This is a genomic window from Enterobacter cloacae complex sp. 302F9 (assembly GCF_050030335.1).
Classification (GTDB): domain Bacteria; phylum Pseudomonadota; class Gammaproteobacteria; order Enterobacterales; family Enterobacteriaceae; genus Enterobacter; species Enterobacter hormaechei_C.
Genome location: NZ_JBLGUC010000001.1, coordinates 3,580,241 through 3,600,375 on the forward strand (window position 1 = coordinate 3,580,241; position 20,135 = coordinate 3,600,375).

A 20,135-nucleotide genomic window follows, 5' to 3' on the forward strand; every position below is an offset into this window, starting at 1 on the left:
AAGCGCCACCGGGGGAGAAAGCGCTACTTACCCGATTTCTCCGCTCGCTGACGGCGCAGCTCTTTCGGGTCAGCAATCAGCGGGCGATAAATCTCAACCCGATCGCCATCCTTCAGCGCATCAGCAAGCTTAACCGGACGGCTATAAATGCCGACTTTATTCTTCGCCAGGTCAATATCACGGCGAAGTTCAAGGATGCCGGAGGTCCGGATAGCCGCCTCAACGGTGGCGCCCTCTTCAAGCATTACGCGCTGCAAATACTGCTTCTCTGGCAGCGCATACACCACCTCAACAGCAATCTTATGCGACACTGTAAACCTCTTTGGCGCGCGTGGTGAACGCCTGAACCATATTCGAGGCCAGCTCTTTAAAGATACGGCCAAACGCCAGTTCGATCAGCTTATTGGTAAATTCAAAATCCAGATGAAACTCAATGCGGCAGGCGTCAGCGCTCAGCGGCGTAAACTTCCACCCCCCCATCAGTTTTTTAAACGGACCATCCACCAGATGCATCAAAATACTCTGATTGCTCGTCAGGGTATTGCGCGTGGTGAACGTTTTGCTGATCCCCGCTTTGGAGACATCCACGGCCGCAGTCATCTGCGTCGGGCCGGATTCCAGCACCCGGCTACCGGTGCATCCCGGAATAAATTCCGGATAGGACTGAACGTCGTTCACTAACTGATACATTTGTTCCGCGCTGTAGGGAACAAGCGCGGTACGGCTAATCTGAGGCATAGCATTTTCCATGGTCACACAACAGACAAATAATAACATTTATCACCTGTTAAAAAAACGCTAAGCCTTATCTCGTGCTAAGATAGCGCGTTAGACCTCACAGGACGCAATGAGGTGACTTTTTAAAATCAGATTACCGACGGCTTTACGACACTTATGACGAAGAAAAAAGCACATAAACCTGGTTCGGCGACCATTGCGCTTAACAAGCGTGCTCGCCACGAGTATTTCATCGAAGAAGAATTCGAGGCCGGCCTTGCGTTGCAGGGCTGGGAAGTAAAATCGCTGCGTGCCGGGAAAGCCAATATCGGCGACAGCTACGTGATCCTGAAAGACGGTGAGGCCTTCCTGTTCGGCGCGAACTTTACGCCGCTGACCGTCGCCTCTTCACATTACGTCTGCGATCCTACCCGCACCCGTAAGCTGCTGCTGAACAAGCGCGAACTGGAATCCCTCTACGGACGCATCAACCGCGAAGGCTTCACCGTGGTGGCGCTCTCTTTGTACTGGAAAAATGCCTGGTGCAAAGTGAAAATCGGCGTGGCGAAAGGTAAGAAACAGCACGACAAACGTACTGACCTGAAAGCACGCGAGTGGCAGCTCGACAAAGCACGTATCATGAAAAACGCAGGACGTTGATTCTGCGCACTTATTGTACTATTCAATAAGTTAGCGTTTCGGGCTGGTGTCGAGGAAGTAAAATCTGGTATACTGAGTTCAACACTATTGGGGCTGATTCTGGATTCGACGGGATTTGCGAAACCCAAGGTGCATGCCGAGGGGCGGTTTGCCTCGTTAAAAGCCGCAAAAAAATAGTCGCAAACGACGAAAACTACGCTTTAGCAGCTTAATAACCTGCTAAGAGCCCTCTCTCCCTAGCTTCCGCTCTTAAGACGGGGATCAAAGAGAGGTCAAACCCAAAAGAGATCGCGTGGAAACCCTGCCTGGGGTTGAAGCGTTAAAACTAATCAGGCTAGTTCGTCAGTGGCGTGTTTGTCCGCAGCTGGCGTGCGAATGTAAAGACAAACTAAGCATGTAGTACCGAGGATGTAGAAATTTCGGACGCGGGTTCAACTCCCGCCAGCTCCACCAAATAAAACAAGGGGTTACGTGAAAACGTAGCCCCTTTTTCTTTTCCAATGGCGGCAAAATGGCGACAGGCTCTTGGACTGGCGACAAAAAAAATCCCGCTTTGAAAGCGGGTTCTTTTTAAAAATTCATGTGCCCTTGCCCATCTTTTCCCGGATGTGGGGGCGCAGAAGAAATCACATTAGGCTTAATGATATGCCTAACAAATGTTTCATGCGTGACAAAAGTACAACCGCAGTTGATATTTTGGCACTGGTTGTAACGTTCTTTGGTTGTTGCTGATACCTGAAAACTGCTTCTTGTGTGGGCTGCCTGGCCGCACTCTGGACAATTCATCATTCCGGTTATCCCACCACTTTTGCCAAAATCACAATAATGATACACCATTATTCAATTTTGAGAACCTATTACTCCATTTCGAGATCATCAATCTTAACTTCAAGCTCCAGAGCCGTAGTGAAACCATTATCTGCACTGACACTATGCGTAAGCGTGGTAATGGTCCATTCGGCATCATCAATGGGCTGTTTAAAGCCGCTCACCTTCACCGGCATTTCGGTATACAGATCAGCCCTTCCCTCTGCGAGCTGCAGTGAAAATGTTGCTACCCCGCGCTGCAGGCGCTCCCACTGCATCTTTGCCGCTCGCTCTGCATTGCTGCGGTTTGCATAAGTTCTGTTGAGTACCAGCACGTTTTCATCCGTTCCAACCAGGTAATCTCCCTGTTTTGCTTCCGGCTCCTTTGCCGTAGTGGTTTTCTTTCGACGGCGCTTAACCTTTGCTGTCTCTTTTTTCTTTGGCTCACGGGTATGCAGCCAGCTGGCAATCACCCCCGTATAGGCATCGCGGTCGGCCAGGGTAAAACGATGACCATCACCGGCCTGGCGGGTGATGGTGATAACCGGCAGCGGCTTACCGCTTGCCGTTCTGCCCTGCCCCTGGCGGATAAACAACAGATTGCCGTCCTTAACTGAGGCTATCGCTCCATACTGCAGCGCCAGCTTCATCAGGAAACTCGCATCGCTCTCGTTGGTCTGGTCAAGATGCTCCACAGGTTTGTCCATCAGGTCCTGGCCCAGCGCCATCTTTAATTTATTCCTGGCGGCGATTTCCTTCACGACCTCGCCCACCGTTGTCTGGTGCCAGGACTTTTCACGCCGCGTGTTAAGGGTTTCACGGAAATCTGCGCTACGCGCGCGAATTGTGAGACGGTCAGGCGCGCCGCTGTGCTCAATCTCATCGACAGTAAACGCCCCTTTCGGAAAAAGCGGCTGACCTTTCCACCCCAGCGCAAACTGAATAATGGCCCCCCGACGCGGCAGAACGATTAGCCCGTCCGAGTCGTCCAGTTCCAGATCAAGCTGGTCCGCTTCAAAGCCCCGGTTATCCGTCAGCGTCAGACTCATCAGGCGCGCATCCAGAACGGTAGTCACATCTTTACCTTCAATGATGATACTGAAACCGGGAGTTTTGCTGTTCAGGTTCAGGAGATCAGAGCTGAAATTCACTGCAGTAACCCTCCAACCGTATTTTTCATATTGCCTATCGCAGAGGTGGCAGATTCCTGCAAATTACTGAGCTGGTCGCTGAGGCTGCCGAACATATCAGACAGCGACTCATCCACCCGTTTCAGGCTCAGCGAAAATTCGATGCGCCGGGGCATACCGCTCTCAAAAAATTCTGTTTTTGTCTGGCTCAGACTCTCGATCACAAACATGCCGTAAATCGTCCCGCTCCCCTCAATCAGAGGCCAGGCTTTTCCCAGCTCCGCCATCTGCTCCAGCGCCAGCAAAGACAACCTGCCGCCGGTAATCTCCGGCAGCAGGACACCGGACAGAGTAAGCGTATCGTTATCCGGTCCAAGAAACTGCGTTGACGGGCGCCGGTTAACCCGGCTGTTGGCTGCGTGCCGCCAGCTGCGCTGATACTGCAGCTCCTGATAGGGCACTGTTCGCAGCATGAATACGTACAACCCCAGCACCATCATCATTATTCGTAACCCCCTCGATCACTGAAATTACTGCGTGTTTTTGCCCTGGCCCTGCGCTCACGCTCATCAAGCTGCCGGGCCACCTCGCGGGCGATATCCTGCGCGCTTTGCCCTGGCTGCGCGACAATATGAATTGGCGCGCTTATCTCGTACTTAATTACCTGCGGCTGTCTCTCTTCCTTCGGCGACGGCGCCGGTTGCGTCCTGACAGGCACACTGTACGGATGAAGTGGTGCGGCTTCTGCCGGGGCAGCCGCAAGGCCCATTACGCCAGCGACCACGGAAGCGAACACCTTCTGGCGCATAGCCATCGGGTCAGCCCTGTTATCCGTGATTTCCATAATGGCCGGTGCTGGCATGACGGCAGCAGCGATATCAGCCAGCTCCGCAGCACGATCCCGACCAGGAAGTTTTACCGGGGCGTTAACAATCTCAGGAGGCAGTATTAACCTGCTTTCAGGCCGTTGCTCCGGGCTGGCTGTTACATCACGAACGGGGCTTACTGTTGCCGCCAGTTTCACCAGTTCAGTAGTGCGATTGATTACCGGAATATTTGCCGGACCGTTCACACTATCAGGCGGCAGAACTATCCCGCGTTCAGGACGTTGTTTAGCGCTGGCCGGTTCCGTCCGGGAAGGATTGAGCGTTGCCGCCACCCTCGCCAGATCAGCAGTCCGTTTCCTGCCGGTGACATTGGCGGGTCCGTTAACAATCTCTGGGCCATTCTCGCCCACGATGCCGAACTGGCCGCGCGGAATGGTACCGCCGCTGTCGTACATTCCAGCAAAACCCATCGTCGGGAATCCGCCAGGCGGCAGCACCACTTTACCGTCTCTGTTGACCGTAGCTGGCTGCTGCCGCGTGACCTGTTCAGGAAGCTTCGCTTTGGCCGCCTCCTTGCTGACAATGCCGAGTTTTTCAAGCAGCCAGGACACGCCCGATTTAAGCGAATCCAGCGGGTGCATGACCATGTTCAGCCCTGCCGCCAGCGCTTCGCCAAACTGCCGCCCCATCGACGCCGCGCTTTGCAGTTCTGCAGAGGTGGATTTAACCGGCGTCAGCAGATCAGTAAACCAGCCCCACAACGCCTGGACCTTGTCACCTATCCACTGGAAAACAGGCTGCAGTGGCTCAAACGCCGCACTGATAGGCGCAGCTGCAGCTTTGAATCCTTCAACCACTCCACCTAAAAATGCGCTTATCGGCTGCCAGTATTTCCAGACAACCAGCGCCACGCCAGCCAGCGCCGCCACGACCAGACCTATCGGACTAAGCAGGGCGCCCAGCAATCCAGAAATCCCGTACAGCGCAACGCGAAGGAGAGCCAGCGGGCCGGACGCCAGAAAACGAAGCACGCCACCGGCTGCGGATAATCCCCCGCGCAACGCGGCCAGCGGATTCATTACCATGCCGATAATGTTGCGAATACCAGACATTCCGCCGCGAAGGACAGCAAGCGGCGCACCGGCCAGCGCTTTCAGCGCATTGCCAGCCAGCCCGGCAGAACGGCGCAGGGAGTTAAGGGGAGACGTCAGCAATCCGGCGCTGCTGCCGGATGCCGCCAGGCCTCGGCGCAACAGGGAAAGCGGCGCATTTGCCAGCCAGGACAGCGCACCTCCGGTGCGGGTCACTGCAGACATAACCGATGGGAGTGTTTTTACACCCAGCACGGACAGGCCTAAACGGATCACCGCCAGCGGCCCCAGCACGGCAGCCACGGCCACCGCCAGCGTGCCGAGTACAACGGTTATCGCAGCAGTGGCAGCCGCCACTTTCATCAGCGTGCCCGCCAGCTGCGGGTTAGCCTCAACCCATCGACGCAGTGCCCCGGTAACGCTTTTGACGTACCCCATGATATCCATCAGCGGCTGGCGCAGGGTTTCACCCAGGCTACTGAAAGCGTTCTGCGCGCCCGTTTTAACAAGCAACCACTGCGCGGAAAGTGAATCCTTATTGATATCGGATTCTTTCTGCATGGAGCCGTTAGCCTCAGTGCCTGAGGTAAGTTTCAGCTGTCGCTGCAGCTCCGGCAGGTTATTTGCCAGCTTCGCCGCATCGTCGCCAAACTCCTTGCCAAATATCATCGTCATGGCGGACAGGCGTTTGTCCTGCGGCAGTTTGTTGACCTTCTCCAGCACGCGCTGAATGGTCCCCATTGCGTCCTTTGTCATCTGCTTTTCAATCTCTTCTGGATTGAGTTTCAGCAGATCCATACCTTCCATGAACCGCTTGCTCTGCATGGTTGCAATCGACAGTTCGCGCACCATCGCATTTGATGCGCTGGCGGCAATTTCAGGCGCGGCGCCCAGAGACAGGAAGGTGGAACCCAGCGCGGCCGCCTTGCGGAAATCAAGCCGGTCAGCCACGCCGCCCATGCGCTGCAGCACATTGATGATATCGCCGCCCTTAGACATGGCGTTATCGTCCAGGTAGTTCAGGGCATCGCCAAGCTGTTCAATATTGCGGGTCGGCACTTTATAGAGCTGCGCGATTTTCCCCAGCCCCTCCGCCAGCTCATCAGCGGGCAGCTCGAATGCCGTTGCGGCCTTTGCAGCAGTGGATGCAAAGGCCAGCAGGTCACGCTTCTGGTCTTCGTAAGAATCGTTCTGGTTTGTCACGCCCATGCGGGCGCCACCTTCAACCAGCGCGGCATAGTCGATGGCGCCATTCTCCATCGGCAGCTGTTCACTGGCGGCCTTGATGGCATCCTGCATGTCATAAAACTGTTTTGTGCGGTTGCCGCTGTCGTCCCGCAGCCCGTTAACCTGCTTTGCCACGCCTTTCATCGCATCTTCCATGCTGGCATAGCTTTTAACGGCAGCCATCACCGGCGCGCCCATCGCCAGCCCGGCGGCAGTAGTCGTTGCTCCGGCGCCCGCAATACGATCCCGCACCTCAAGGCGCCGCGAATACTGATCGCGGACGGCGTTCATACGGGCCTGCTGCTCGCCCAGGCGTTTAAGGGATTTCTGCTGTCGGTCCAGCGCCTGCCGGGTTTCGTCGGCATTCTGCCGCAGCTCCCGCTGCGCACTGCTCAGCTTTTTGGTGTCCAGCCCGGCCTCATTGAGCGCAAGACGCTGACGCTGCACCGACTGACGCAGGCCGTTGTATTTGCTCTGCAGCTCGTTAACGCGGTTTTTTGCCTGCTCCAGCAGACGCGCCTGCGCCGCCGTCGGCCGGTTAGTGGCCGAGAACTGCGTGGCAAGCTTCGCCGCTTCTTCGCGTGCGGCTTTAAGACTGTTGCCGGTGACGGCCAGCTGCGCGCTTGCCTTGCGGAAGCCGTCAATACGGCCCGCCTGGGCGTCCAGTTCTTTTAATCTTGCGCGGCTTTGCTGAATGGCGGTAGCCAGCTCTTTAGAACTGGCCTGCGCTGATCGGAATGGGCGGGTGAGTTTATCAACCGCATTTAGAATTACCTGCAAACGCAGGTTAGTGTCACTCATCGCTGGCCCCGCTTCTCTGAATCGCTTTATGCCGCCACTCCAGCACTTCGGTCAGCGGCATAACGTCAGTGACGGACGGCGGCCAGTGAAAAATGGTGGCAATATCAGCCACCAGGTCTTCTAACGTCAGGCTGTCGGCAAACCGGCAAGCACCGATTTCTTCAACAAAAAAGTGACCACCTCAATCGACAGCGCGGTGAGATCGGCCGGGTCCATTTCAGCCATTTCCTGAGCGGTCAGCGCGGGTGTGGAGATACGGGGAATAATCGTCATCATCGCGCCGACGTCCATATCCATGATCGCCTGCAGACGGGTGCCACGCAGCGCGCCGGACTGCGGCTTGCGCAGTACAATTTCGGCAATTTCGGTTTTACCGCGTTTGATTGGGGTGTCCAGCTGTACGGTTTTTTCAGTCAGTTGTTCGCTCATTGTCATTTCCTGTTAATAAGGTACTGGCGCGGCTGCCCGCGCCTTTAAAGTAGATCAGAGGCCCAGGGCGTTGCGGTGTTCTTCCATCAGGTCCACGCCATCAACGATTTCAATCATGTTGATCACATCAACCTCATAGAGCACCTCGCCGTTAATGGTCAGCTTCGCGTAGCTGTTGGTGCTGCTGACTTTTGTGGTGTTGCTCTCGCCGGTTTTCCATTCGCCGGAATCGACTTCTTTATGTCTCCCGCGCACAACCAGCTCAACGGCCTGCACTTCGCCGGTATCATCACGCTGAATGGAGCCGGTGAAACGCAGCTGGATGCCGTCAACGGTGGCTTTACCCATCTGCTTGAATAACAGCAGTTCGGTGCCACCGATTGAAAATTCCGTGTCCAGCGCGCCATCATCAAGCCCCAGATCAACATCAGCCGAACCGGGCATACCGCCGCCGCGATACTTTTCAAACTTGCGGCCGAATTTAGGCAGGGTCAGGGACTCAACAATCCCCTGATAGTTATTCCCGTCGTTAAACAGGTTCAGGTGTTTTAACTTGCGTGGTAAAGCCATTTTGTCCCCTTACGCGCTGACCTGGCTGGAGAAATCCAGCAGATACTGATCGGTGATGCGCTGGCGCAGCATCAGGTTTTCCAGAGGCGGTACCGGCGTATAGTCGTAATCGATAGTGAGCTTCCCGGCTTTCAGGGAATCTTTATCGTTTACGGACTCATCCAGCCAGCAGTCTGCGCCGATGATGTAGCCCTGCGTTTTCAGGTTGCGCAGTTTGGCGCGAATACCTTCGATAATGTCGCGGGCCAGCGACGGGTTAAGCACGCCATCCACCGCCCACATGTGCGCTTCTGCGATGGTGTCAGCCAGTACCTGCGCGGTGCGGGTGTAGTTTTCAAAGGCAAACAGAGGATCGTCACTGAGGCAGCGGGAACCCCAGAAGCGGAAACCGTCTTTGCGGATCAGCGTGGTGACATCGTTCTGGTTCAGCAGCCCCGCATCAGTTGCAGGGTCCTGCAAATCCCAGAACACATCAGCAGAAATACCGGTGACGCCGTTCACGCCCACGTTGGACAGGGATTTGTGCCAGCCGGTCTGTTCGTCAATTTTGGCACGCAGGCCAAGCGCACGGGCTGAGGCGTAAGCCGTTGCGTCAGCGTTCAGCACGGTGTCAAAACTGATGAAATCTGGCCAGATCAGCATCCCCTCGCGCTGGCTGAAATTAGCGCGGTAGGCAATGGCCTCCTCTACCGTTTTGCAGCCGTAGGCTGACAGATAGGCGAAGCCGCGCAGACTCTGCGCCACGCTCAGCAGCTCAGTGGCAACTGCCTGCGTGTCATGCCCCGGCACGCCAAGAATGCGCGGCTTAACGCCGAGCTGGGACTGCGCAGATAACAGCGCTTTCATCCCCGTTTTTTTACCGTCAGCTGTCACGCCGCCGATAATGTTGGAGGTTGTTTCCGCTTCGGTTTCACCCTGTGCAACGCGCACAACGACGGTCACGGGTTTAGCCTGGTCGGCAATTGCATCCAGCGAGCGGGCCAGCGTGCCGGACTCGCCTGCTTTACCGCTGGCGGTCAGCACGTCGGTAAGCAGGACCGGTTTATTGAGGGGGAACACGGACGCATCTGCATCATCGCCGGTACAGACCATACCGACAATTGCCGTGCTTACTGTTGAAATGGGGCGGGTGCCATCGTTGACCTCAACGACGCGCACACCGTGGTGATAATCCTGAGCCATACGGCGAACCCTCCGGTGTTTAGGTTTCGCCCTATGGTGAATTGAATGGGCCGCGCAGACAGCTACGCGGCATTGTTCCCTTAATCACACAATACGCCCGCGCGGATATCTGCGTTTTCTTTTTCCAGGCGTTCGCATGAGATATCAAAATACTGCTGGCTCATTTCAATCCCGGTAAATTTATATCCCTTCCTCAGCGCGGCAACGCCAGTTGATGCACTCCCCATAAATGGATCAAGAATATGGCCGCCAGGGGGAACTGGAGCAACCAGGCTCTCCATAAGCTCAATCGGTTTGCCGGTCATATGGAGTTTTTGAGACGGAATAACCCGACGAGTCACCATACCCGGCCAGGGTCCACCATGCAGACTTTTAGGCAATGGTCCGTTACTTCCCCAAACCACGTATTCGCACTGATGACGAAAATAACCGGTATGAGGCGCACGGGTTGAAAGCGTTTTATCCCACGGAATCAGCCCCCGCCACACAAAACCGCCAGCCTGGAAAACGTCAGTAAGCGTTGGAAGCTGCCGCCAGTCAGTGAAAACCATGGCATAGCCGCCTGACTTAACCAGGCGGTTAACCTGACTCATCCACTGCGTCATCCAGAACGCCCAGGAGCGCACGTCTCTGTTATCGCCGAAAAACTCATGGTAGTTGTTATTGCCTACATACTTCCCGGAGGGTTTGGCCTGCCGATCACTGCGCGTCATACCACCGCTGGAATAAGGCGGATCAGTAATTACTGCATCAAATACGCCAGTTAGTTCGCGCAAAATTTCCAGGCTGTCACCACAGTAAATAGTTGCCGCCCCAATAACTGCTTTTTGCATAGCCTTGCCTCTCTTATGTGCCTGATTTCAGGTTACATAAATGAGAAAGCATGTTTCATTTATACAGGAGTGTCTGAGCGTTCAGACAATTCAGTTAAGCCCGACGCGGGGAATCTTTTGTAAATGGTAGATATGCCAACATCAAAAATTATCGACACGCGTTTTCGCGTTTCTCCGGCAGCCAGCAACCGGCCAATTTGCGCCCACTCATCCTCTGATAGCTTTGGCCGTCGGCCACCAATCCGCCCTTGCGCACGCGCTACAGCCAGCCCGGCACGGGTTCGCTCTACGATCAGCTCTCGCTCCATTTCTGCCAGGGCACCCATAACATGGAAAAAGAAACGCCCCATCGGAGTTGATGTATCAATGCTGTCTGTCAGGCTGCGGAAATTTACTCCCCTCCCTCGCAGGTCTTCGATCAGAGTAACAAGATGCCGCATACTCCTGCCCAACCTGTCCAGCTTCCAGACTACCAGCGTGTCCCCTTCGGAGAGTGTGCGCAGGACCTTCTTTAGCCCCGGACGATCAGAGGTTTTACCGCTCATTTTATCCTCAAATATCAGCTCACATCCTGCGCACTCCAGCGCATTTCGTTGTAACGCTGTGTTTTGGTCATTTGTTGACACCCTTACGTAACCGATTTGCATGATTTTTCGCCCATAAAAAAGTGGTGAATGATGCCACCATTTTATCGAGCATGGTCATTTCTGACGGTACTGCAGAGAATGGCCAACACGGACAATCATGACCGTGGTGGATAAAAAACCTTCGTTTGGGGGAAGCGGCAAAACTTGCAGCGGCAACGGGATCGCTCACGGGTAATGGGTGGACCAAAATTCCCTTAACTGCTGAGCGGGAATTGATAATTCAATGGGGAAGCGTTTCAAATGGTGGAAGCGGTGCGAGCGGAAATGCACAGTTACCGATTGCATTCCCGAGAGCTTTTCTTGCTGGAGCATTCGGGCCGCTGGATACAATCAACGGAGGCTTTTCTGCATCATTCGCCACTCGCTCACTAACAGAATTCACAGCTGTATTTCGTGATGTTTCTAATGCGCCTTACCCACATATTCCTATCAGGCTGCAGTCATCAAGCTATATAGCGATAGGATTTTAAAACGTTCGTTTGGGGGAAGCGGCAACGCTGCCAGCTGTTAGCGGTGTTATTGGCTATAACGGATGGGCCAAAATCCCGATGAGTGGTAACAAAAATTTAATTCTTCAATGGGGGCAAGGTAGTGTTAATACAGCAGGTAGTGGAGAGGTCTACACATCTTCGCTTCCTGTAGCGTTCCCATCCGTGTTTGCACAAGTATATGTTACGCATAATAATCCTGAGGATGCTGGCGTTGGGTTTGGTTCTGCAGCGCCTGCAACCCTTTCAACTTTTACTACAAGAGCGGTTAAGTTATCTCAGGCTGGAGCCGTTCTAAATGCGTTAAATGCAAACGTGTCATTCCGGTTTATAGCCATTGGCTATTAAGCAAATAACGTTCGTTTGGGAGAAGCGGCAAAAAGGACGGTTGGAAGTGGCGCCAATCAACTACCTGACATGGCTTATTTCGCTAGCAGCATTTCAGGCAATGGCTATGCAAAATTACCTAGTGGTTTAATTATTCAGTGGGGAAGTTTTGCAGTTACTACAACTAACGGTGTTGTAAACAGTTTGTCGGTTACTTTACCTGTTGTCTTTCCAGCCTCGATTCTGATGGTTAATGCAATGTTCAGTACGCAAGACCCCTCGACTCGTTTTGTTGGCTTTGATACGGCAAAATCCTCTCGCGGGGTGATAAATTTCACTTACGTAACGCCCACTACTAATACGATTTACTGGATTGTTTTAGGTTATTAAAAAATAAAGCCCTTGCGGGCTTTATTTCACTCAGGCCAATTCTTGACTATGTAACCGTTGTTTACTGCCTCAATAAGAATCCATTGGGGTATCGCAGGAAGTTCAACATTAGGCCAGCCCTCGCTCTCAGGCCAAAGTTTAAACTTTTGCCTTACGTCCAAAAGCTCCGCCTGCTGTTCTGCGGTCAATGGAATATTGTTAATAGTGAAATCAGAAACAAGCATCCGATCTGTACTGACGATGAATTCATCCCGCAAAGCACGGGCGCGTGCCTGGATTTGTTCTGGGCTTTCTTCCACAACGGGAATATCAATCCAGATCGGAAAACCATCAGCTCCAATGCCACGCAACTTCCCTTCTGGTGGCGTCGCGGAAAATTCGCTGAAAACACTATCCTCCACTTCGATTAAATCATTAGGAAGACTACCTGCATTTACATAAGACTCCTTTAAAGATACTGGGTAAAAAGCATTATTTGCAGGGCTAAACCAATAGTTCATAACGCACTCCTTAGTTTGAGTCTCAGATCGTAAGTGCGGTTTCGTAAAATAATTATCTAGCTACTTTGTGTGAGTAATAACACAATATTTTGAGGTCAGTAGCCAATAGCGAACCAGTAAACGCTACGCTCAAAAGGTTGCTGCACGCCGTTCACTGTTCTGGCGCACAAGGCAAACGCGCTGGTTTTATCCCTGATAAATCCATTAGTCATAGTTACCATGCTCACATCAGCGGAATCAGTTGTATGTGCCATAGCGGCCAGGCATAAACCACCTACGGGAAATGCTATTGGGAATTTAAAAGAATAATTACTAGCACCGGTTAAAAGCCCCCACTGTAACAGCATTTTTTTGCCACCAGAAACGGGAATATATAGCCAGCCATTAGCACCGTTCTGTGCGGTGGCCGCCTCCATTTTTGCCGCTTCTCCCAAACGAAGGTATTCGATAATCCCATCTGCGGTTTTTCCAGACAAAGTTGTCAGCGTGCTATCCAGCGGCTGCTTGCCTGCCAGCGCATTTGTCATGGTGGTTGCAAAGTTAGGATCGTTTCCTAACGCTGCCGCCAGCTCGTTCAGGGTATCAAGCGCCGCAGGTGATGAGCCAACAAGCGCAGCCAGAGCTGATTTTACGAAAGCAGTAGTGGCTATTTGCGTATTGTTGACAGTCTGCGCAGCCGTGGGGGCTGTCGGCGTTCCGGTCAGGGCCGGGCTTGCCAGTGGGGCTTTGAGTGCAAGCGCGTTATTAATGGTGGTGCTGAAATTAGGATCGTTGTTGATAGCCGCAGCAATTTCTTTCAGCGTGTCCAGCGTAGCCGGGGCACCATTCACCAGGGCGATCAGAGCCGCCTGCACAAACGCAGTTGTGGCAAGCTGAGTGGTATTGTTACCTGCAGCTGCAGTCGGTGCTTTTGGGGTGCCGGTAAACGTCGGGCTGGCTTTTGGCGCATATTGCGTATGTGGATCAGCTGCTGCAAGATGCGCCGCCATCAGCTCATCTACATACACCTTTAGTTCCAGCACCTTGTCATCCACATATTTTCGGGTAGCCAGCACTACGGACGGATCAATTTTCAGCGTAATGTTATCGGTGCTGCTGGTAATCAGTACCATGCGCACTGTCTGCGTGCGGCCGCTTCCCTCTGCCAGCTGCGGCTTATAGCTCTCCGGGCAGTTCCCCACGGCGATCAGCGCGCCCGTTTCATCAAACAGCCCAACCTCACGAATCCACCAACCGCCCTCCGTTTCAGGAATCACCTGCTCAGCAATAATCTGGCTGCTGTTCTGCGGATCGATGTAAAGCATGTTCAGGTCAGCGCGCCGCTTTTCGGAAACCAGCTTCGTCTGTTGTGCGCTGGGAGTTGGAAGCACGCCGTCGCCATCCCCCACCGCCATCTGGGTAATTTTCAGCGGCACACCGAGCGCGGCAGCGCTTGCCAGTTTCGCCGCGCCAATATCCGTCAGCAGGGTATAAAATTTTGCGCTCATGGGTTCACTCTCATTGTGTCGATAACATGGACGGCGCCGCCCTCGTAGGCAGTGCCACCGGAAATGATGGTTTCGTTGATATACGGGTAAATCGTGATTTCTTCGCCGGTGTAAGTGGCAGCTCCCACAAAATATGGCCCGCTCGTCTGCAGATTTATGGACATGCCGATCAGATGCCGGCTGCAGGGTTTGGCGTCACCAATCAGGCGCTCCAGCTCCAGATAGGTTTCCTCTGTTATGCCCTGGTCCTGCACCCCAATATCCAGGCGAAACGTGCCCGGCGCCTCGCCGGTCTGCCACCATTCAATGATGCGGATCAGAAAGCCGAACGGCTCCACCACACGCCGCACCGCGCTTGTTGTTCCCTTGTGCTGATGGATATAGAACGCATCCTGCACCACACGGCGCTTCACGCTCTCCGCCCATCCTTCGTCCCAGCGATCAACCGAAAAGGCCCACGCCAGATACGGCAGAAACTTGACCGGGCATGTTGCCGGGTTCCATAAATCCCGCAGCGGCACCTGCAGATCGGAAATTCCGCTGCAGGTCTGAGCAAGTCGGCGCTCAAGCGCCGATGAACCAGGAGGAAGCAGACTATTCATCCGTTCCCCCGTTGGTTACGCTCCATTCCGTACATGAAGCGGCTTGTGTCTTATCTAGCACCACATCAGCGAGCGGCGAGGCCAGTTCAACACGCTGCACACCTTCAACATGCAGCGCGGCATAAATAGCACTGCGGCGAATATCACGCCCCAGCCTCGTCTGGCTGGCTATATATTTCTGCAGGCTGGCTTTTGCCGCCTCCATCACCGGCTCAGCTTCTGGCCCCGGGTAAAGAAAGATCGTCGCATCCACGCTGTACGGAATAATTTCAGCGCTGCGCACCGTCAGACGGTCAGCAACCGGCCGCACGTTCTCACTGTTAAGCGCCTGTTCAACCACTGCCAGCAGATCCGCCGCTGCCGTTCCGTCGCCCTCACGGCTCAGCACGGTAAGCACCACCTCCGCCGGTGCCGGGCTGGTTGCGCTGGCGTCAGCCACTCGCCCGTCAGCGCTTTTAGCGTGAAACTCATAGGCCGCCGTCGGCCCCGCCACGGACAGCCCCTCAAATGCAGCAGGAACACGCAGGCGCAGCGCCTCATCACTTTCCATTACCGCTGCGACCGGCGGCACCGCGTCGTTATCCGCAGGTGTAACCGTCAGCCGCTTCACGTTGTAGTTGGCCGCCATCTGATCGAGATCGCCGCCAATTGCATAAGCCACCATGACCGCCTGCGCCGCCTCGTTAATGCGCTGGCGCAGGAGGATTTCACGATACGCATTTTCCTGCAGGAGCTTGGTCACGGGTTCAGACTCCAGCTCAAGCGTGCGCCTTACCGCGTCCTGCTCGTCTGCCGGATAAAGGGCCATAAACGCGGCTTTCCGTTCGTTTAGCAGCGTTTCAAAATTCGGCACATCCACTATCTGCGGGGCGGGCAGCTGGGAAAGGTCAATGACTGCCATTGTCTGCTCCTGTTGATACCGAAAGTGAAACCGGCGCGCCGTTATCACGCTGCCCGGTAAGCTCAACCACCATCGAACCATCAAAACTGCTGTCTATGGTGATGGAATCCAGGGTAAGCCGTGGCTCCCAGCGACTCAGAGCCACATAGACCGCAGACATTACCTGCAGGCGCAGCGCCGGGTTCTGCGGCTGGTCTATCAGTTCAGACAGAAGCGAGCCGTATTCCCTCCGGGCAATGCGGCTCCCCTGCGGGGTCAGCAGAATATCCCGGACCGACTGGCGTAGGTGGTCCGTGTCGGTAATGGTCCTGCCGTTGCCCTGACTCATGCCGATATAAAGCGTCATACCGGGCCTCCTGATGTATCGCCGCCGGACTTAACGCCGGTATGACCGTGTTTATCGACTACGATCCCGTTAGAACTCATGGCGCCGCCGCTCTGGGTGACGCCACCATTGATCACCACCTCGCTGTTTATGCGCGTGTTGCTTGCTTCCACCACGAATTCCCCCGTTTTCAGGGTTATGTTATCTGCAGCCTCGATCACCATGGATTTGATGCCCCGCACATGCCAGCGGCCGGTCGCTGGTTCATATTCAAACCAGCCACCGTCCGGGTATTCCGTTACGCAGCCGTCCACAGAGTCCGACGGCGGGGCGAACTGGTTGGAATAGATCGCAGGTAAGGCAAAAGCGGTTTCCAGATTGCCGCCCATACTCAGCACCACCACCTGCTCATCCGGCGACGGGCACCACCATGTACGGGCACCACCTGCGCGCAGTGTCAGCCAGTTAATCCAGTTGGTTTCAAGCTCGCCCACTTTCACCCGGCATAGCCAGTTTTCCCGGTCCACTTCGGTTACGGTGCCGGTGCGGATCAGGTTGGTGATAAGGCGCATGATTTCGGTTAGTTGTGCGTTCATAACGAAAGGTTGCCATCAGAGGGAAAAGGGAGGCAGCGTTGGGTTTTGTGCCGTCCGTGACACAAATTTCACTCCGACAGCCAGCGCAAAAGCGTGTCACGGGTGATGGTTTCCACCTCATCATTCACGCCCAAAAGACGGCGTGCCGGGTACCGGGCCTCCGGGCCGTTGCGTCTGACTCGATCACGCAGACCATAATGGTGAACACGGGCGATGCGCTGGACTTTCCCATCAAACTGCACGCTGGCAGAGTCCGCAGTGGCTGCGGTTTTCAGGTATTTAGTGGTGCGCAATTTGGCGAACATCTGGCGCTTGATGCGCCCCTTTTTACTTCTGGCCGTCACCCGGCGCGGCTCAAAGGTGGTGCCGTCTGGATTGCGCTGCAGCCTGATATTTTGCTGTTGCGACCGGCGCAGCTCCTGCGCCAGTTGTCGCATCATACGGTTGCGGGCTGCCGGTTCCAGATTCGCCAGCAGGGCCGCCAGCCAGTCATCCACCCTCTGCAGGTCATCCACGTTTCACCGTCCACATTTCTTCGGGTACGTCGGGTTCCGGCACCGCTTCAACGCTCGATACGGTGCCGTCTGTGCTGACAATCACGCGCTCCGTGAGCTGCAGATTGAGGCTGATATCACACAGATCGTTGCTCAGGATATCGACGTCAAAGGTAAAAAGTTTTTCGCGCAGCTCCGGGTTGTTGATAGCGTCCGGTTGATTGGTCATTAACCAGAGCAATACGGGCGCCATCACTAAATTCTGGTTGCCGCTAAAGTCTTCAATCACCACATTCAGGGTGTAGCGATATTCCCATGACATTGAACGGGCGCCGGTTGCGACCAGCGAACCGTTATCAACAAAAAGGTGCAGTTTGTCCGGGTTGTCACGGACATACGCCACCGATTTATTCAGGGCGTTGCGTAAGGACTGCGGCTTGTTCACTGTCTCGCTCCTGACACGCTATGATCGTGTCCACTTTGTCGGCACATGCTGCCCAGGCGGCCTCAGTCTCATCCAGCACCTGGTTCAAATCCCCATTACTGCGCGGCGCTGACCTGTCCAGGCGGCATTGCGTCACTTTTGGACAACCACTCACGGTAAGCTGCACCTCCTGCGATGGCCGGGCGCTCCCGCAGCCGGATAATGTCAGCAGGCAAAGGAGTGTCAGCCCAGCGCCGTAAATCCTCGTTTTCACGTTTTAGCTCCTCGATCCGGCGCTGGCGACTCCGCAACAGCGCGGAATTCTCCTCCGCTGCAGCATAAAGTTGCATCTGCGCCCGGCTGTTGGTTTCAGTAAGAATGGACAGGCTGATGAGCTGGCTGTTTTTCTTCGCCAGCTCCTGCTTGTTCTTTTTAAGCGCCTCTGCCTGCGTCCCGATGGTGCTAACGGCATTGTTAAGCCGCCATGACTGCCAGCCCAGCAGTGCCAGCACCAGAGCAAGGATCACCGCCAGCGCGCGCGTCATGCCCCTGCCCCTTTAAGGCACCAGGCAAGCTCACGGGCGCGCCGGTTTTCCAGCCCTTTATTCCGTTGACCATTTACATAAACCCAGCGGGGGAGCTGGTTGCACGCCTGCCACCATTGCTGGCGATTGATGTAAGAAACCATTGTTGACCGGCAGATTGCCCCCGTTCCGACATTGAAACCGATACTGATCAGGGCATCGTAAACATGCTGAGGTGGCTTAACCTGCAGGCAGGCTTCAATCCTTTTTTCCGTCAGCAACACGTTATTAATCAGCCCCTGCGCGGCCTGTCGCTCCGTTATGGTTTTGCCCGGCACTACCCCGGACGTATTGCCGATCCCGTCAGTCCAGACCCCGGCGCTGCACTGGTATGGCTGGAGGCGACATCCTTCGAAATCAGCAATCAGTTTCAGCCCCTCGACGGAGGTATGAAGTGACTGAAAACCCGGCAGCGTGGCGGCAATCGCCAGCACCGCGCCGACCAGGCAACGCTTAACGATTGAAGGACTCATATTCCCCCCTGGATATTCTGCCGTCCCGCAGCAGCTGGTAGGCTTTCCAGCGTAAATAACAGGTCACCGCTGCAGTAATAATCCCCAGCGCAAGACCGGTGATGGTCGATACATCTTTAAGAGACAAATCACCGAGCCATGCCAGAAGCAGGGCAACGCAGTAAGTGATAAAGGCGCTGATTCGTTCAAGCGTCATAGTTCAGTCCCATAACTGGACAGTCTGCGCAGTGGTTGACGCCGTAATGTCCGGCAGCTCCACCTGCAGCCCGTGCGGTAAAAAGGGGCCATATTCAGCCAGCCCCGGATTCGCCTGCAGCACCTGTTCAGTGACTCCCTGCGTGCGCCCGTAATGGCGCCAGCAGAGTGCGTCCACCGTGTCATACTGATGCGCACGCACTTTCATCAAATCAGCTCCACCGTCATATGCGGCATATCGCGCAGGCGGGACTCCGCCCAGCGCACATCGCGCCACAGCTCGCCTAAGGTTGTTTCGATATCTTCAGCTTTCTTGCTTCCGTCGCCGGTTGCGTCAAAATCGCGATAGCGCTCAACCAGGTTTGCTTTTGCCCAGCAAAACACCGCACGGCGATACAGCATGAGCCGCTGGCTTTCGCCGTCGATCACATCTGCAGGGACGTCGGCCAGGCTCGCATACCCCTGCGCCCGTTGTTTCTCGCGAAACTCATAAAGATCGGCGTTAACTTCAGCAATCGCTGTCAGCAACGCCAGACGCAGGCGCGGATCGGTGACACTCCCATCCATGCGCATATCACGGCGGAACTCTGAAACCCTGACATCAGGCCAGAAACTGGTGTTTTTAATAACGTCCTGGGTACTTTCCCCGGCCTGTTCCGGCGAAACGAATTGCATATTTCTGGCACTCCCAAATAGTTGGGCGGTGGACGGGGTTTTGACGCGGCATAAAGCCTGTCGCCACCCCGTGCCGCCCCGCGCGTTGGCACGATTCGTTAAGCCGACATTGCCTGTCGCAATCGGCTTTCAAGCTTGTTGATTTCGGTTTTGACGCCAGAACTGTTATCCAGCTGCAGGGCACGCTTCAGATGGTTAAGTGCTGCCACTGCCTGATCGTTATCCCGCAGCGCGTAGCCCATCGCCTTATGAAGTCGGGCGCGGGACTGATCCGGCATATCCTGACCTTCAACGATATCGAGCACCTGGGTAAGAATGGCGGCATTGAATGATTCACCGGCAGAAAAAGCGCGCATTGCCGCGTCGGCAAACTCTTCGGCAACAGCGGTCCCGCAGGTCCGGTTGAAGCGCTGCGGCAGGACCCATCCGTGTTTAATGGCATGACGGGCAATGTCCAGCGCGCCGGTATAGTCTCCGGCATCAATGCGCCAGATCATGACGTACATCGCCACGTCGTCCTGGCCTGACGCGTCAGCATCCAGCAAACCGGCAATCCATGAGGCATAAGCGGGAAGAAACTCACGTTTGAGCTGAGCCTTGCGCTCATTTGACTGGACGGTTTTAAGGCGCCTGCGGTGTTCTGTCAGCTGTAACAGCATCTGGTTATAACCCGTCATACTGGCTTTACTGCCGCCCTGCCGGGCGGCATCCTGTGCCTGTACATACTGAGTGTGAGCACGGAACGGATTCATT

At 54.9% G+C, this 20,135-nt stretch carries 31 protein-coding genes and 1 other RNA gene; 5 read left to right on the top strand and 27 right to left on the bottom strand.

Annotation, left to right across the window (positions count from 1 at the left end; genetic code table 11):
- Nucleotides 1–23: 23 nt before the first annotated feature.
- Nucleotides 24–311 carry an RnfH family protein gene (locus ACQG0T_RS17310; protein WP_271040397.1) on the bottom strand — a complete coding sequence of 96 codons (288 nt, stop codon included), beginning with the start codon at nucleotides 309–311 and terminating at the stop codon, nucleotides 24–26.
- Nucleotides 301–738: a type II toxin-antitoxin system RatA family toxin gene (locus tag ACQG0T_RS17315; RefSeq protein WP_003863117.1), complete on the bottom strand. Its 438-nt coding sequence runs from the start codon at nucleotides 736–738 to the stop codon at nucleotides 301–303. Before ACQG0T_RS17315 ends, ACQG0T_RS17310 begins: the two co-directional genes overlap by 11 nt.
- A 156-nt stretch (nucleotides 739–894) precedes the next feature.
- Between ACQG0T_RS17315 and smpB the strand changes: the two genes are divergently transcribed.
- Together smpB and ssrA are read left to right on the top strand one after the other, a co-directional pair.
- Nucleotides 895–1,377: an SsrA-binding protein SmpB gene (gene smpB / locus ACQG0T_RS17320; protein ID WP_003863115.1), complete on the top strand. Its 483-nt coding sequence runs from the start codon at nucleotides 895–897 to the stop codon at nucleotides 1,375–1,377.
- Nucleotides 1,378–1,466: 89 nt separating this feature from the next.
- Nucleotides 1,467–1,830: a transfer-messenger RNA gene (gene ssrA / locus ACQG0T_RS17325) on the top strand.
- A 117-nt stretch (nucleotides 1,831–1,947) separates the two neighbouring features.
- Here the strand turns inward: ssrA and ACQG0T_RS17330 are convergent.
- From ACQG0T_RS17330 to ACQG0T_RS17375, 10 genes are all read right to left on the bottom strand, one after another.
- A complete protein-coding gene (locus tag ACQG0T_RS17330; RefSeq protein WP_045334934.1) occupies nucleotides 1,948–2,166 on the bottom strand; it encodes an ogr/Delta-like zinc finger family protein in 219 nt (72 codons plus the stop codon).
- Nucleotides 2,167–2,234: 68 nt separating this feature from the next.
- On the bottom strand, nucleotides 2,235–3,335 hold the full coding sequence (locus ACQG0T_RS17335) for a phage late control D family protein (protein WP_063948451.1): 1,101 nt from the start codon (nucleotides 3,333–3,335) through the stop codon (nucleotides 2,235–2,237).
- Complete coding sequence (locus ACQG0T_RS17340; RefSeq protein WP_014884887.1) at nucleotides 3,332–3,817, bottom strand: phage tail protein; 486 nt, start codon at nucleotides 3,815–3,817, stop codon at nucleotides 3,332–3,334. The genes ACQG0T_RS17335 and ACQG0T_RS17340 overlap by 4 nt, the downstream gene beginning before the upstream one ends.
- Nucleotides 3,817–7,260, bottom strand: a complete 3,444-nt coding sequence (locus ACQG0T_RS17345) for a phage tail tape measure protein (RefSeq protein WP_180261214.1) — start codon at nucleotides 7,258–7,260, stop codon at nucleotides 3,817–3,819. The genes ACQG0T_RS17340 and ACQG0T_RS17345 overlap by 1 nt, the downstream gene beginning before the upstream one ends.
- The gene (locus ACQG0T_RS17350) at nucleotides 7,253–7,372 is read right to left on the bottom strand and encodes a GpE family phage tail protein (RefSeq protein WP_007848878.1); all 120 of its coding nucleotides are present in this window, start codon (nucleotides 7,370–7,372) and stop codon (nucleotides 7,253–7,255) included. Before ACQG0T_RS17350 ends, ACQG0T_RS17345 begins: the two co-directional genes overlap by 8 nt.
- Nucleotides 7,373–7,386: 14 nt before the next feature.
- Nucleotides 7,387–7,689, bottom strand: a complete 303-nt coding sequence (locus ACQG0T_RS17355) for a phage tail assembly protein (RefSeq protein WP_048987598.1) — start codon at nucleotides 7,687–7,689, stop codon at nucleotides 7,387–7,389.
- A 54-nt stretch (nucleotides 7,690–7,743) separates the two neighbouring features.
- Nucleotides 7,744–8,259 (bottom strand): phage major tail tube protein, encoded by a 516-nt coding sequence (locus ACQG0T_RS17360; protein WP_007848874.1) that lies wholly within the window; start codon nucleotides 8,257–8,259, stop codon nucleotides 7,744–7,746.
- 9 nt (nucleotides 8,260–8,268) lie between these two features.
- Nucleotides 8,269–9,441, bottom strand: a complete 1,173-nt coding sequence (locus ACQG0T_RS17365) for a phage tail sheath protein (protein ID WP_007848866.1) — start codon at nucleotides 9,439–9,441, stop codon at nucleotides 8,269–8,271.
- Between the two features lie 80 nt (nucleotides 9,442–9,521).
- Nucleotides 9,522–10,274 carry a DNA-methyltransferase gene (locus ACQG0T_RS17370; protein WP_063930727.1) on the bottom strand — a complete coding sequence of 251 codons (753 nt, stop codon included), beginning with the start codon at nucleotides 10,272–10,274 and terminating at the stop codon, nucleotides 9,522–9,524.
- A 59-nt stretch (nucleotides 10,275–10,333) separates the two neighbouring features.
- A complete protein-coding gene (locus ACQG0T_RS17375) occupies nucleotides 10,334–10,921 on the bottom strand; it encodes a recombinase family protein (RefSeq protein ID WP_058651076.1) in 588 nt (195 codons plus the stop codon).
- 212 nt (nucleotides 10,922–11,133) lie between these two features.
- On the opposite strand from ACQG0T_RS17375, the gene ACQG0T_RS17380 reads away from it, so the two are divergent.
- From ACQG0T_RS17380 to ACQG0T_RS17390, 3 genes are all read left to right on the top strand, one after another.
- A complete protein-coding gene (locus ACQG0T_RS17380; protein ID WP_422393497.1) occupies nucleotides 11,134–11,391 on the top strand; it encodes a gp53-like domain-containing protein in 258 nt (85 codons plus the stop codon).
- A gap of 78 nt (nucleotides 11,392–11,469) precedes the next feature.
- The gene (locus ACQG0T_RS17385; RefSeq protein ID WP_126499356.1) at nucleotides 11,470–11,757 is read left to right on the top strand and encodes a gp53-like domain-containing protein; all 288 of its coding nucleotides are present in this window, start codon (nucleotides 11,470–11,472) and stop codon (nucleotides 11,755–11,757) included.
- 15 nt (nucleotides 11,758–11,772) lie between these two features.
- Entirely contained in the window at nucleotides 11,773–12,126 is a 354-nt protein-coding gene (locus ACQG0T_RS17390) for a gp53-like domain-containing protein (RefSeq protein WP_080470253.1), read from the top strand.
- Nucleotides 12,127–12,152: 26 nt separating this feature from the next.
- Here ACQG0T_RS17390 and ACQG0T_RS17395 read toward each other — a convergent pair whose 3' ends face one another.
- From ACQG0T_RS17395 to gpM, 15 genes are all read right to left on the bottom strand, one after another.
- Complete coding sequence (locus tag ACQG0T_RS17395) at nucleotides 12,153–12,626, bottom strand: tail fiber assembly protein (protein ID WP_063930728.1); 474 nt, start codon at nucleotides 12,624–12,626, stop codon at nucleotides 12,153–12,155.
- 95 nt (nucleotides 12,627–12,721) lie between these two features.
- Nucleotides 12,722–14,113 carry a phage tail protein gene (locus ACQG0T_RS17400; protein WP_426723855.1) on the bottom strand — a complete coding sequence of 464 codons (1,392 nt, stop codon included), beginning with the start codon at nucleotides 14,111–14,113 and terminating at the stop codon, nucleotides 12,722–12,724.
- Entirely contained in the window at nucleotides 14,110–14,715 is a 606-nt protein-coding gene (locus tag ACQG0T_RS17405) for a phage tail protein I (RefSeq protein ID WP_044704139.1), read from the bottom strand. The genes ACQG0T_RS17400 and ACQG0T_RS17405 overlap by 4 nt, the downstream gene beginning before the upstream one ends.
- Nucleotides 14,708–15,616 carry a baseplate assembly protein gene (locus ACQG0T_RS17410; protein WP_063948445.1) on the bottom strand — a complete coding sequence of 303 codons (909 nt, stop codon included), beginning with the start codon at nucleotides 15,614–15,616 and terminating at the stop codon, nucleotides 14,708–14,710. The genes ACQG0T_RS17405 and ACQG0T_RS17410 overlap by 8 nt, the downstream gene beginning before the upstream one ends.
- Nucleotides 15,603–15,962: a GPW/gp25 family protein gene (locus tag ACQG0T_RS17415; RefSeq protein ID WP_015386368.1), complete on the bottom strand. Its 360-nt coding sequence runs from the start codon at nucleotides 15,960–15,962 to the stop codon at nucleotides 15,603–15,605. The genes ACQG0T_RS17410 and ACQG0T_RS17415 overlap by 14 nt, the downstream gene beginning before the upstream one ends.
- A complete protein-coding gene (locus ACQG0T_RS17420; RefSeq protein WP_271040424.1) occupies nucleotides 15,959–16,537 on the bottom strand; it encodes a phage baseplate assembly protein V in 579 nt (192 codons plus the stop codon). The genes ACQG0T_RS17415 and ACQG0T_RS17420 overlap by 4 nt, the downstream gene beginning before the upstream one ends.
- A gap of 68 nt (nucleotides 16,538–16,605) precedes the next feature.
- Nucleotides 16,606–17,052, bottom strand: coding sequence for a phage virion morphogenesis protein (locus ACQG0T_RS17425; protein ID WP_014884897.1), 447 nt, complete (start codon nucleotides 17,050–17,052; stop codon nucleotides 16,606–16,608).
- The gene (locus ACQG0T_RS17430) at nucleotides 17,045–17,476 is read right to left on the bottom strand and encodes a phage tail protein (RefSeq protein WP_014884898.1); all 432 of its coding nucleotides are present in this window, start codon (nucleotides 17,474–17,476) and stop codon (nucleotides 17,045–17,047) included. Before ACQG0T_RS17430 ends, ACQG0T_RS17425 begins: the two co-directional genes overlap by 8 nt.
- Nucleotides 17,439–17,687, bottom strand: a complete 249-nt coding sequence (gene lysC / locus ACQG0T_RS17435) for an Rz1-like lysis system protein LysC (protein ID WP_236248931.1) — start codon at nucleotides 17,685–17,687, stop codon at nucleotides 17,439–17,441. Before lysC ends, ACQG0T_RS17430 begins: the two co-directional genes overlap by 38 nt.
- The gene (lysB, locus tag ACQG0T_RS17440) at nucleotides 17,572–18,000 is read right to left on the bottom strand and encodes an Rz-like lysis system protein LysB (RefSeq protein WP_063948443.1); all 429 of its coding nucleotides are present in this window, start codon (nucleotides 17,998–18,000) and stop codon (nucleotides 17,572–17,574) included. Before lysB ends, lysC begins: the two co-directional genes overlap by 116 nt.
- A complete protein-coding gene (locus tag ACQG0T_RS17445; RefSeq protein ID WP_014884901.1) occupies nucleotides 17,997–18,512 on the bottom strand; it encodes a lysozyme in 516 nt (171 codons plus the stop codon). The genes lysB and ACQG0T_RS17445 overlap by 4 nt, the downstream gene beginning before the upstream one ends.
- Nucleotides 18,493–18,708 (bottom strand): hypothetical protein, encoded by a 216-nt coding sequence (locus tag ACQG0T_RS17450; protein WP_014884902.1) that lies wholly within the window; start codon nucleotides 18,706–18,708, stop codon nucleotides 18,493–18,495. Before ACQG0T_RS17450 ends, ACQG0T_RS17445 begins: the two co-directional genes overlap by 20 nt.
- Nucleotides 18,709–18,711: 3 nt before the next feature.
- Nucleotides 18,712–18,915, bottom strand: a complete 204-nt coding sequence (locus ACQG0T_RS17455) for a tail protein X (RefSeq protein ID WP_000868184.1) — start codon at nucleotides 18,913–18,915, stop codon at nucleotides 18,712–18,714.
- Complete coding sequence (locus tag ACQG0T_RS17460) at nucleotides 18,915–19,382, bottom strand: head completion/stabilization protein (protein WP_014884903.1); 468 nt, start codon at nucleotides 19,380–19,382, stop codon at nucleotides 18,915–18,917. The genes ACQG0T_RS17455 and ACQG0T_RS17460 overlap by 1 nt, the downstream gene beginning before the upstream one ends.
- A gap of 98 nt (nucleotides 19,383–19,480) precedes the next feature.
- A complete protein-coding gene (gpM, locus tag ACQG0T_RS17465; protein ID WP_032665783.1) occupies nucleotides 19,481–20,134 on the bottom strand; it encodes a phage terminase small subunit in 654 nt (217 codons plus the stop codon).
- Nucleotide 20,135 lies beyond the last annotated feature (1 nt).

Bases quoted from the DNA above. Each gene is read 5' to 3' on its own strand.
- ACQG0T_RS17455 (WP_000868184.1), bottom strand. From the start codon at position 18,915: ATGAAAGTGCGTGCGCATCAGTATGACACGGTGGACGCACTCTGCTGG.
- ACQG0T_RS17365 (WP_007848866.1), bottom strand. From the start codon at position 9,441: ATGGCTCAGGATTATCACCACGGTGTGCGCGTCGTTGAGGTCAACGAT.
- gpM (WP_032665783.1), bottom strand. From the start codon at position 20,134: ATGAATCCGTTCCGTGCTCACACTCAGTATGTACAGGCACAGGATGCC.
- ACQG0T_RS17405 (WP_044704139.1), bottom strand. From the start codon at position 14,715: ATGAATAGTCTGCTTCCTCCTGGTTCATCGGCGCTTGAGCGCCGACTT.
- ACQG0T_RS17415 (WP_015386368.1), bottom strand. From the start codon at position 15,962: ATGACGCTTTATATCGGCATGAGTCAGGGCAACGGCAGGACCATTACC.
- smpB (WP_003863115.1), top strand. From the start codon at position 895: ATGACGAAGAAAAAAGCACATAAACCTGGTTCGGCGACCATTGCGCTT.
- ACQG0T_RS17345 (WP_180261214.1), bottom strand. From the start codon at position 7,260: ATGAGTGACACTAACCTGCGTTTGCAGGTAATTCTAAATGCGGTTGAT.
- ACQG0T_RS17445 (WP_014884901.1), bottom strand. From the start codon at position 18,512: ATGAGTCCTTCAATCGTTAAGCGTTGCCTGGTCGGCGCGGTGCTGGCG.
- ACQG0T_RS17370 (WP_063930727.1), bottom strand. From the start codon at position 10,274: ATGCAAAAAGCAGTTATTGGGGCGGCAACTATTTACTGTGGTGACAGC.
- ACQG0T_RS17450 (WP_014884902.1), bottom strand. From the start codon at position 18,708: ATGACGCTTGAACGAATCAGCGCCTTTATCACTTACTGCGTTGCCCTG.
- ACQG0T_RS17355 (WP_048987598.1), bottom strand. From the start codon at position 7,689: ATGAGCGAACAACTGACTGAAAAAACCGTACAGCTGGACACCCCAATC.
- ACQG0T_RS17375 (WP_058651076.1), bottom strand. From the start codon at position 10,921: ATGCAAATCGGTTACGTAAGGGTGTCAACAAATGACCAAAACACAGCG.
- ACQG0T_RS17360 (WP_007848874.1), bottom strand. From the start codon at position 8,259: ATGGCTTTACCACGCAAGTTAAAACACCTGAACCTGTTTAACGACGGG.
- ACQG0T_RS17410 (WP_063948445.1), bottom strand. From the start codon at position 15,616: ATGGCAGTCATTGACCTTTCCCAGCTGCCCGCCCCGCAGATAGTGGAT.
- ACQG0T_RS17420 (WP_271040424.1), bottom strand. From the start codon at position 16,537: ATGAACGCACAACTAACCGAAATCATGCGCCTTATCACCAACCTGATC.
- ACQG0T_RS17395 (WP_063930728.1), bottom strand. From the start codon at position 12,626: ATGAACTATTGGTTTAGCCCTGCAAATAATGCTTTTTACCCAGTATCT.
- lysB (WP_063948443.1), bottom strand. From the start codon at position 18,000: ATGACGCGCGCGCTGGCGGTGATCCTTGCTCTGGTGCTGGCACTGCTG.
- ACQG0T_RS17330 (WP_045334934.1), bottom strand. From the start codon at position 2,166: ATGATGAATTGTCCAGAGTGCGGCCAGGCAGCCCACACAAGAAGCAGT.
- ACQG0T_RS17400 (WP_426723855.1), bottom strand. From the start codon at position 14,113: ATGAGCGCAAAATTTTATACCCTGCTGACGGATATTGGCGCGGCGAAA.
- ACQG0T_RS17460 (WP_014884903.1), bottom strand. From the start codon at position 19,382: ATGCAATTCGTTTCGCCGGAACAGGCCGGGGAAAGTACCCAGGACGTT.
- ACQG0T_RS17385 (WP_126499356.1), top strand. From the start codon at position 11,470: ATGAGTGGTAACAAAAATTTAATTCTTCAATGGGGGCAAGGTAGTGTT.
- ACQG0T_RS17315 (WP_003863117.1), bottom strand. From the start codon at position 738: ATGCCTCAGATTAGCCGTACCGCGCTTGTTCCCTACAGCGCGGAACAA.
- ACQG0T_RS17340 (WP_014884887.1), bottom strand. From the start codon at position 3,817: ATGATGATGGTGCTGGGGTTGTACGTATTCATGCTGCGAACAGTGCCC.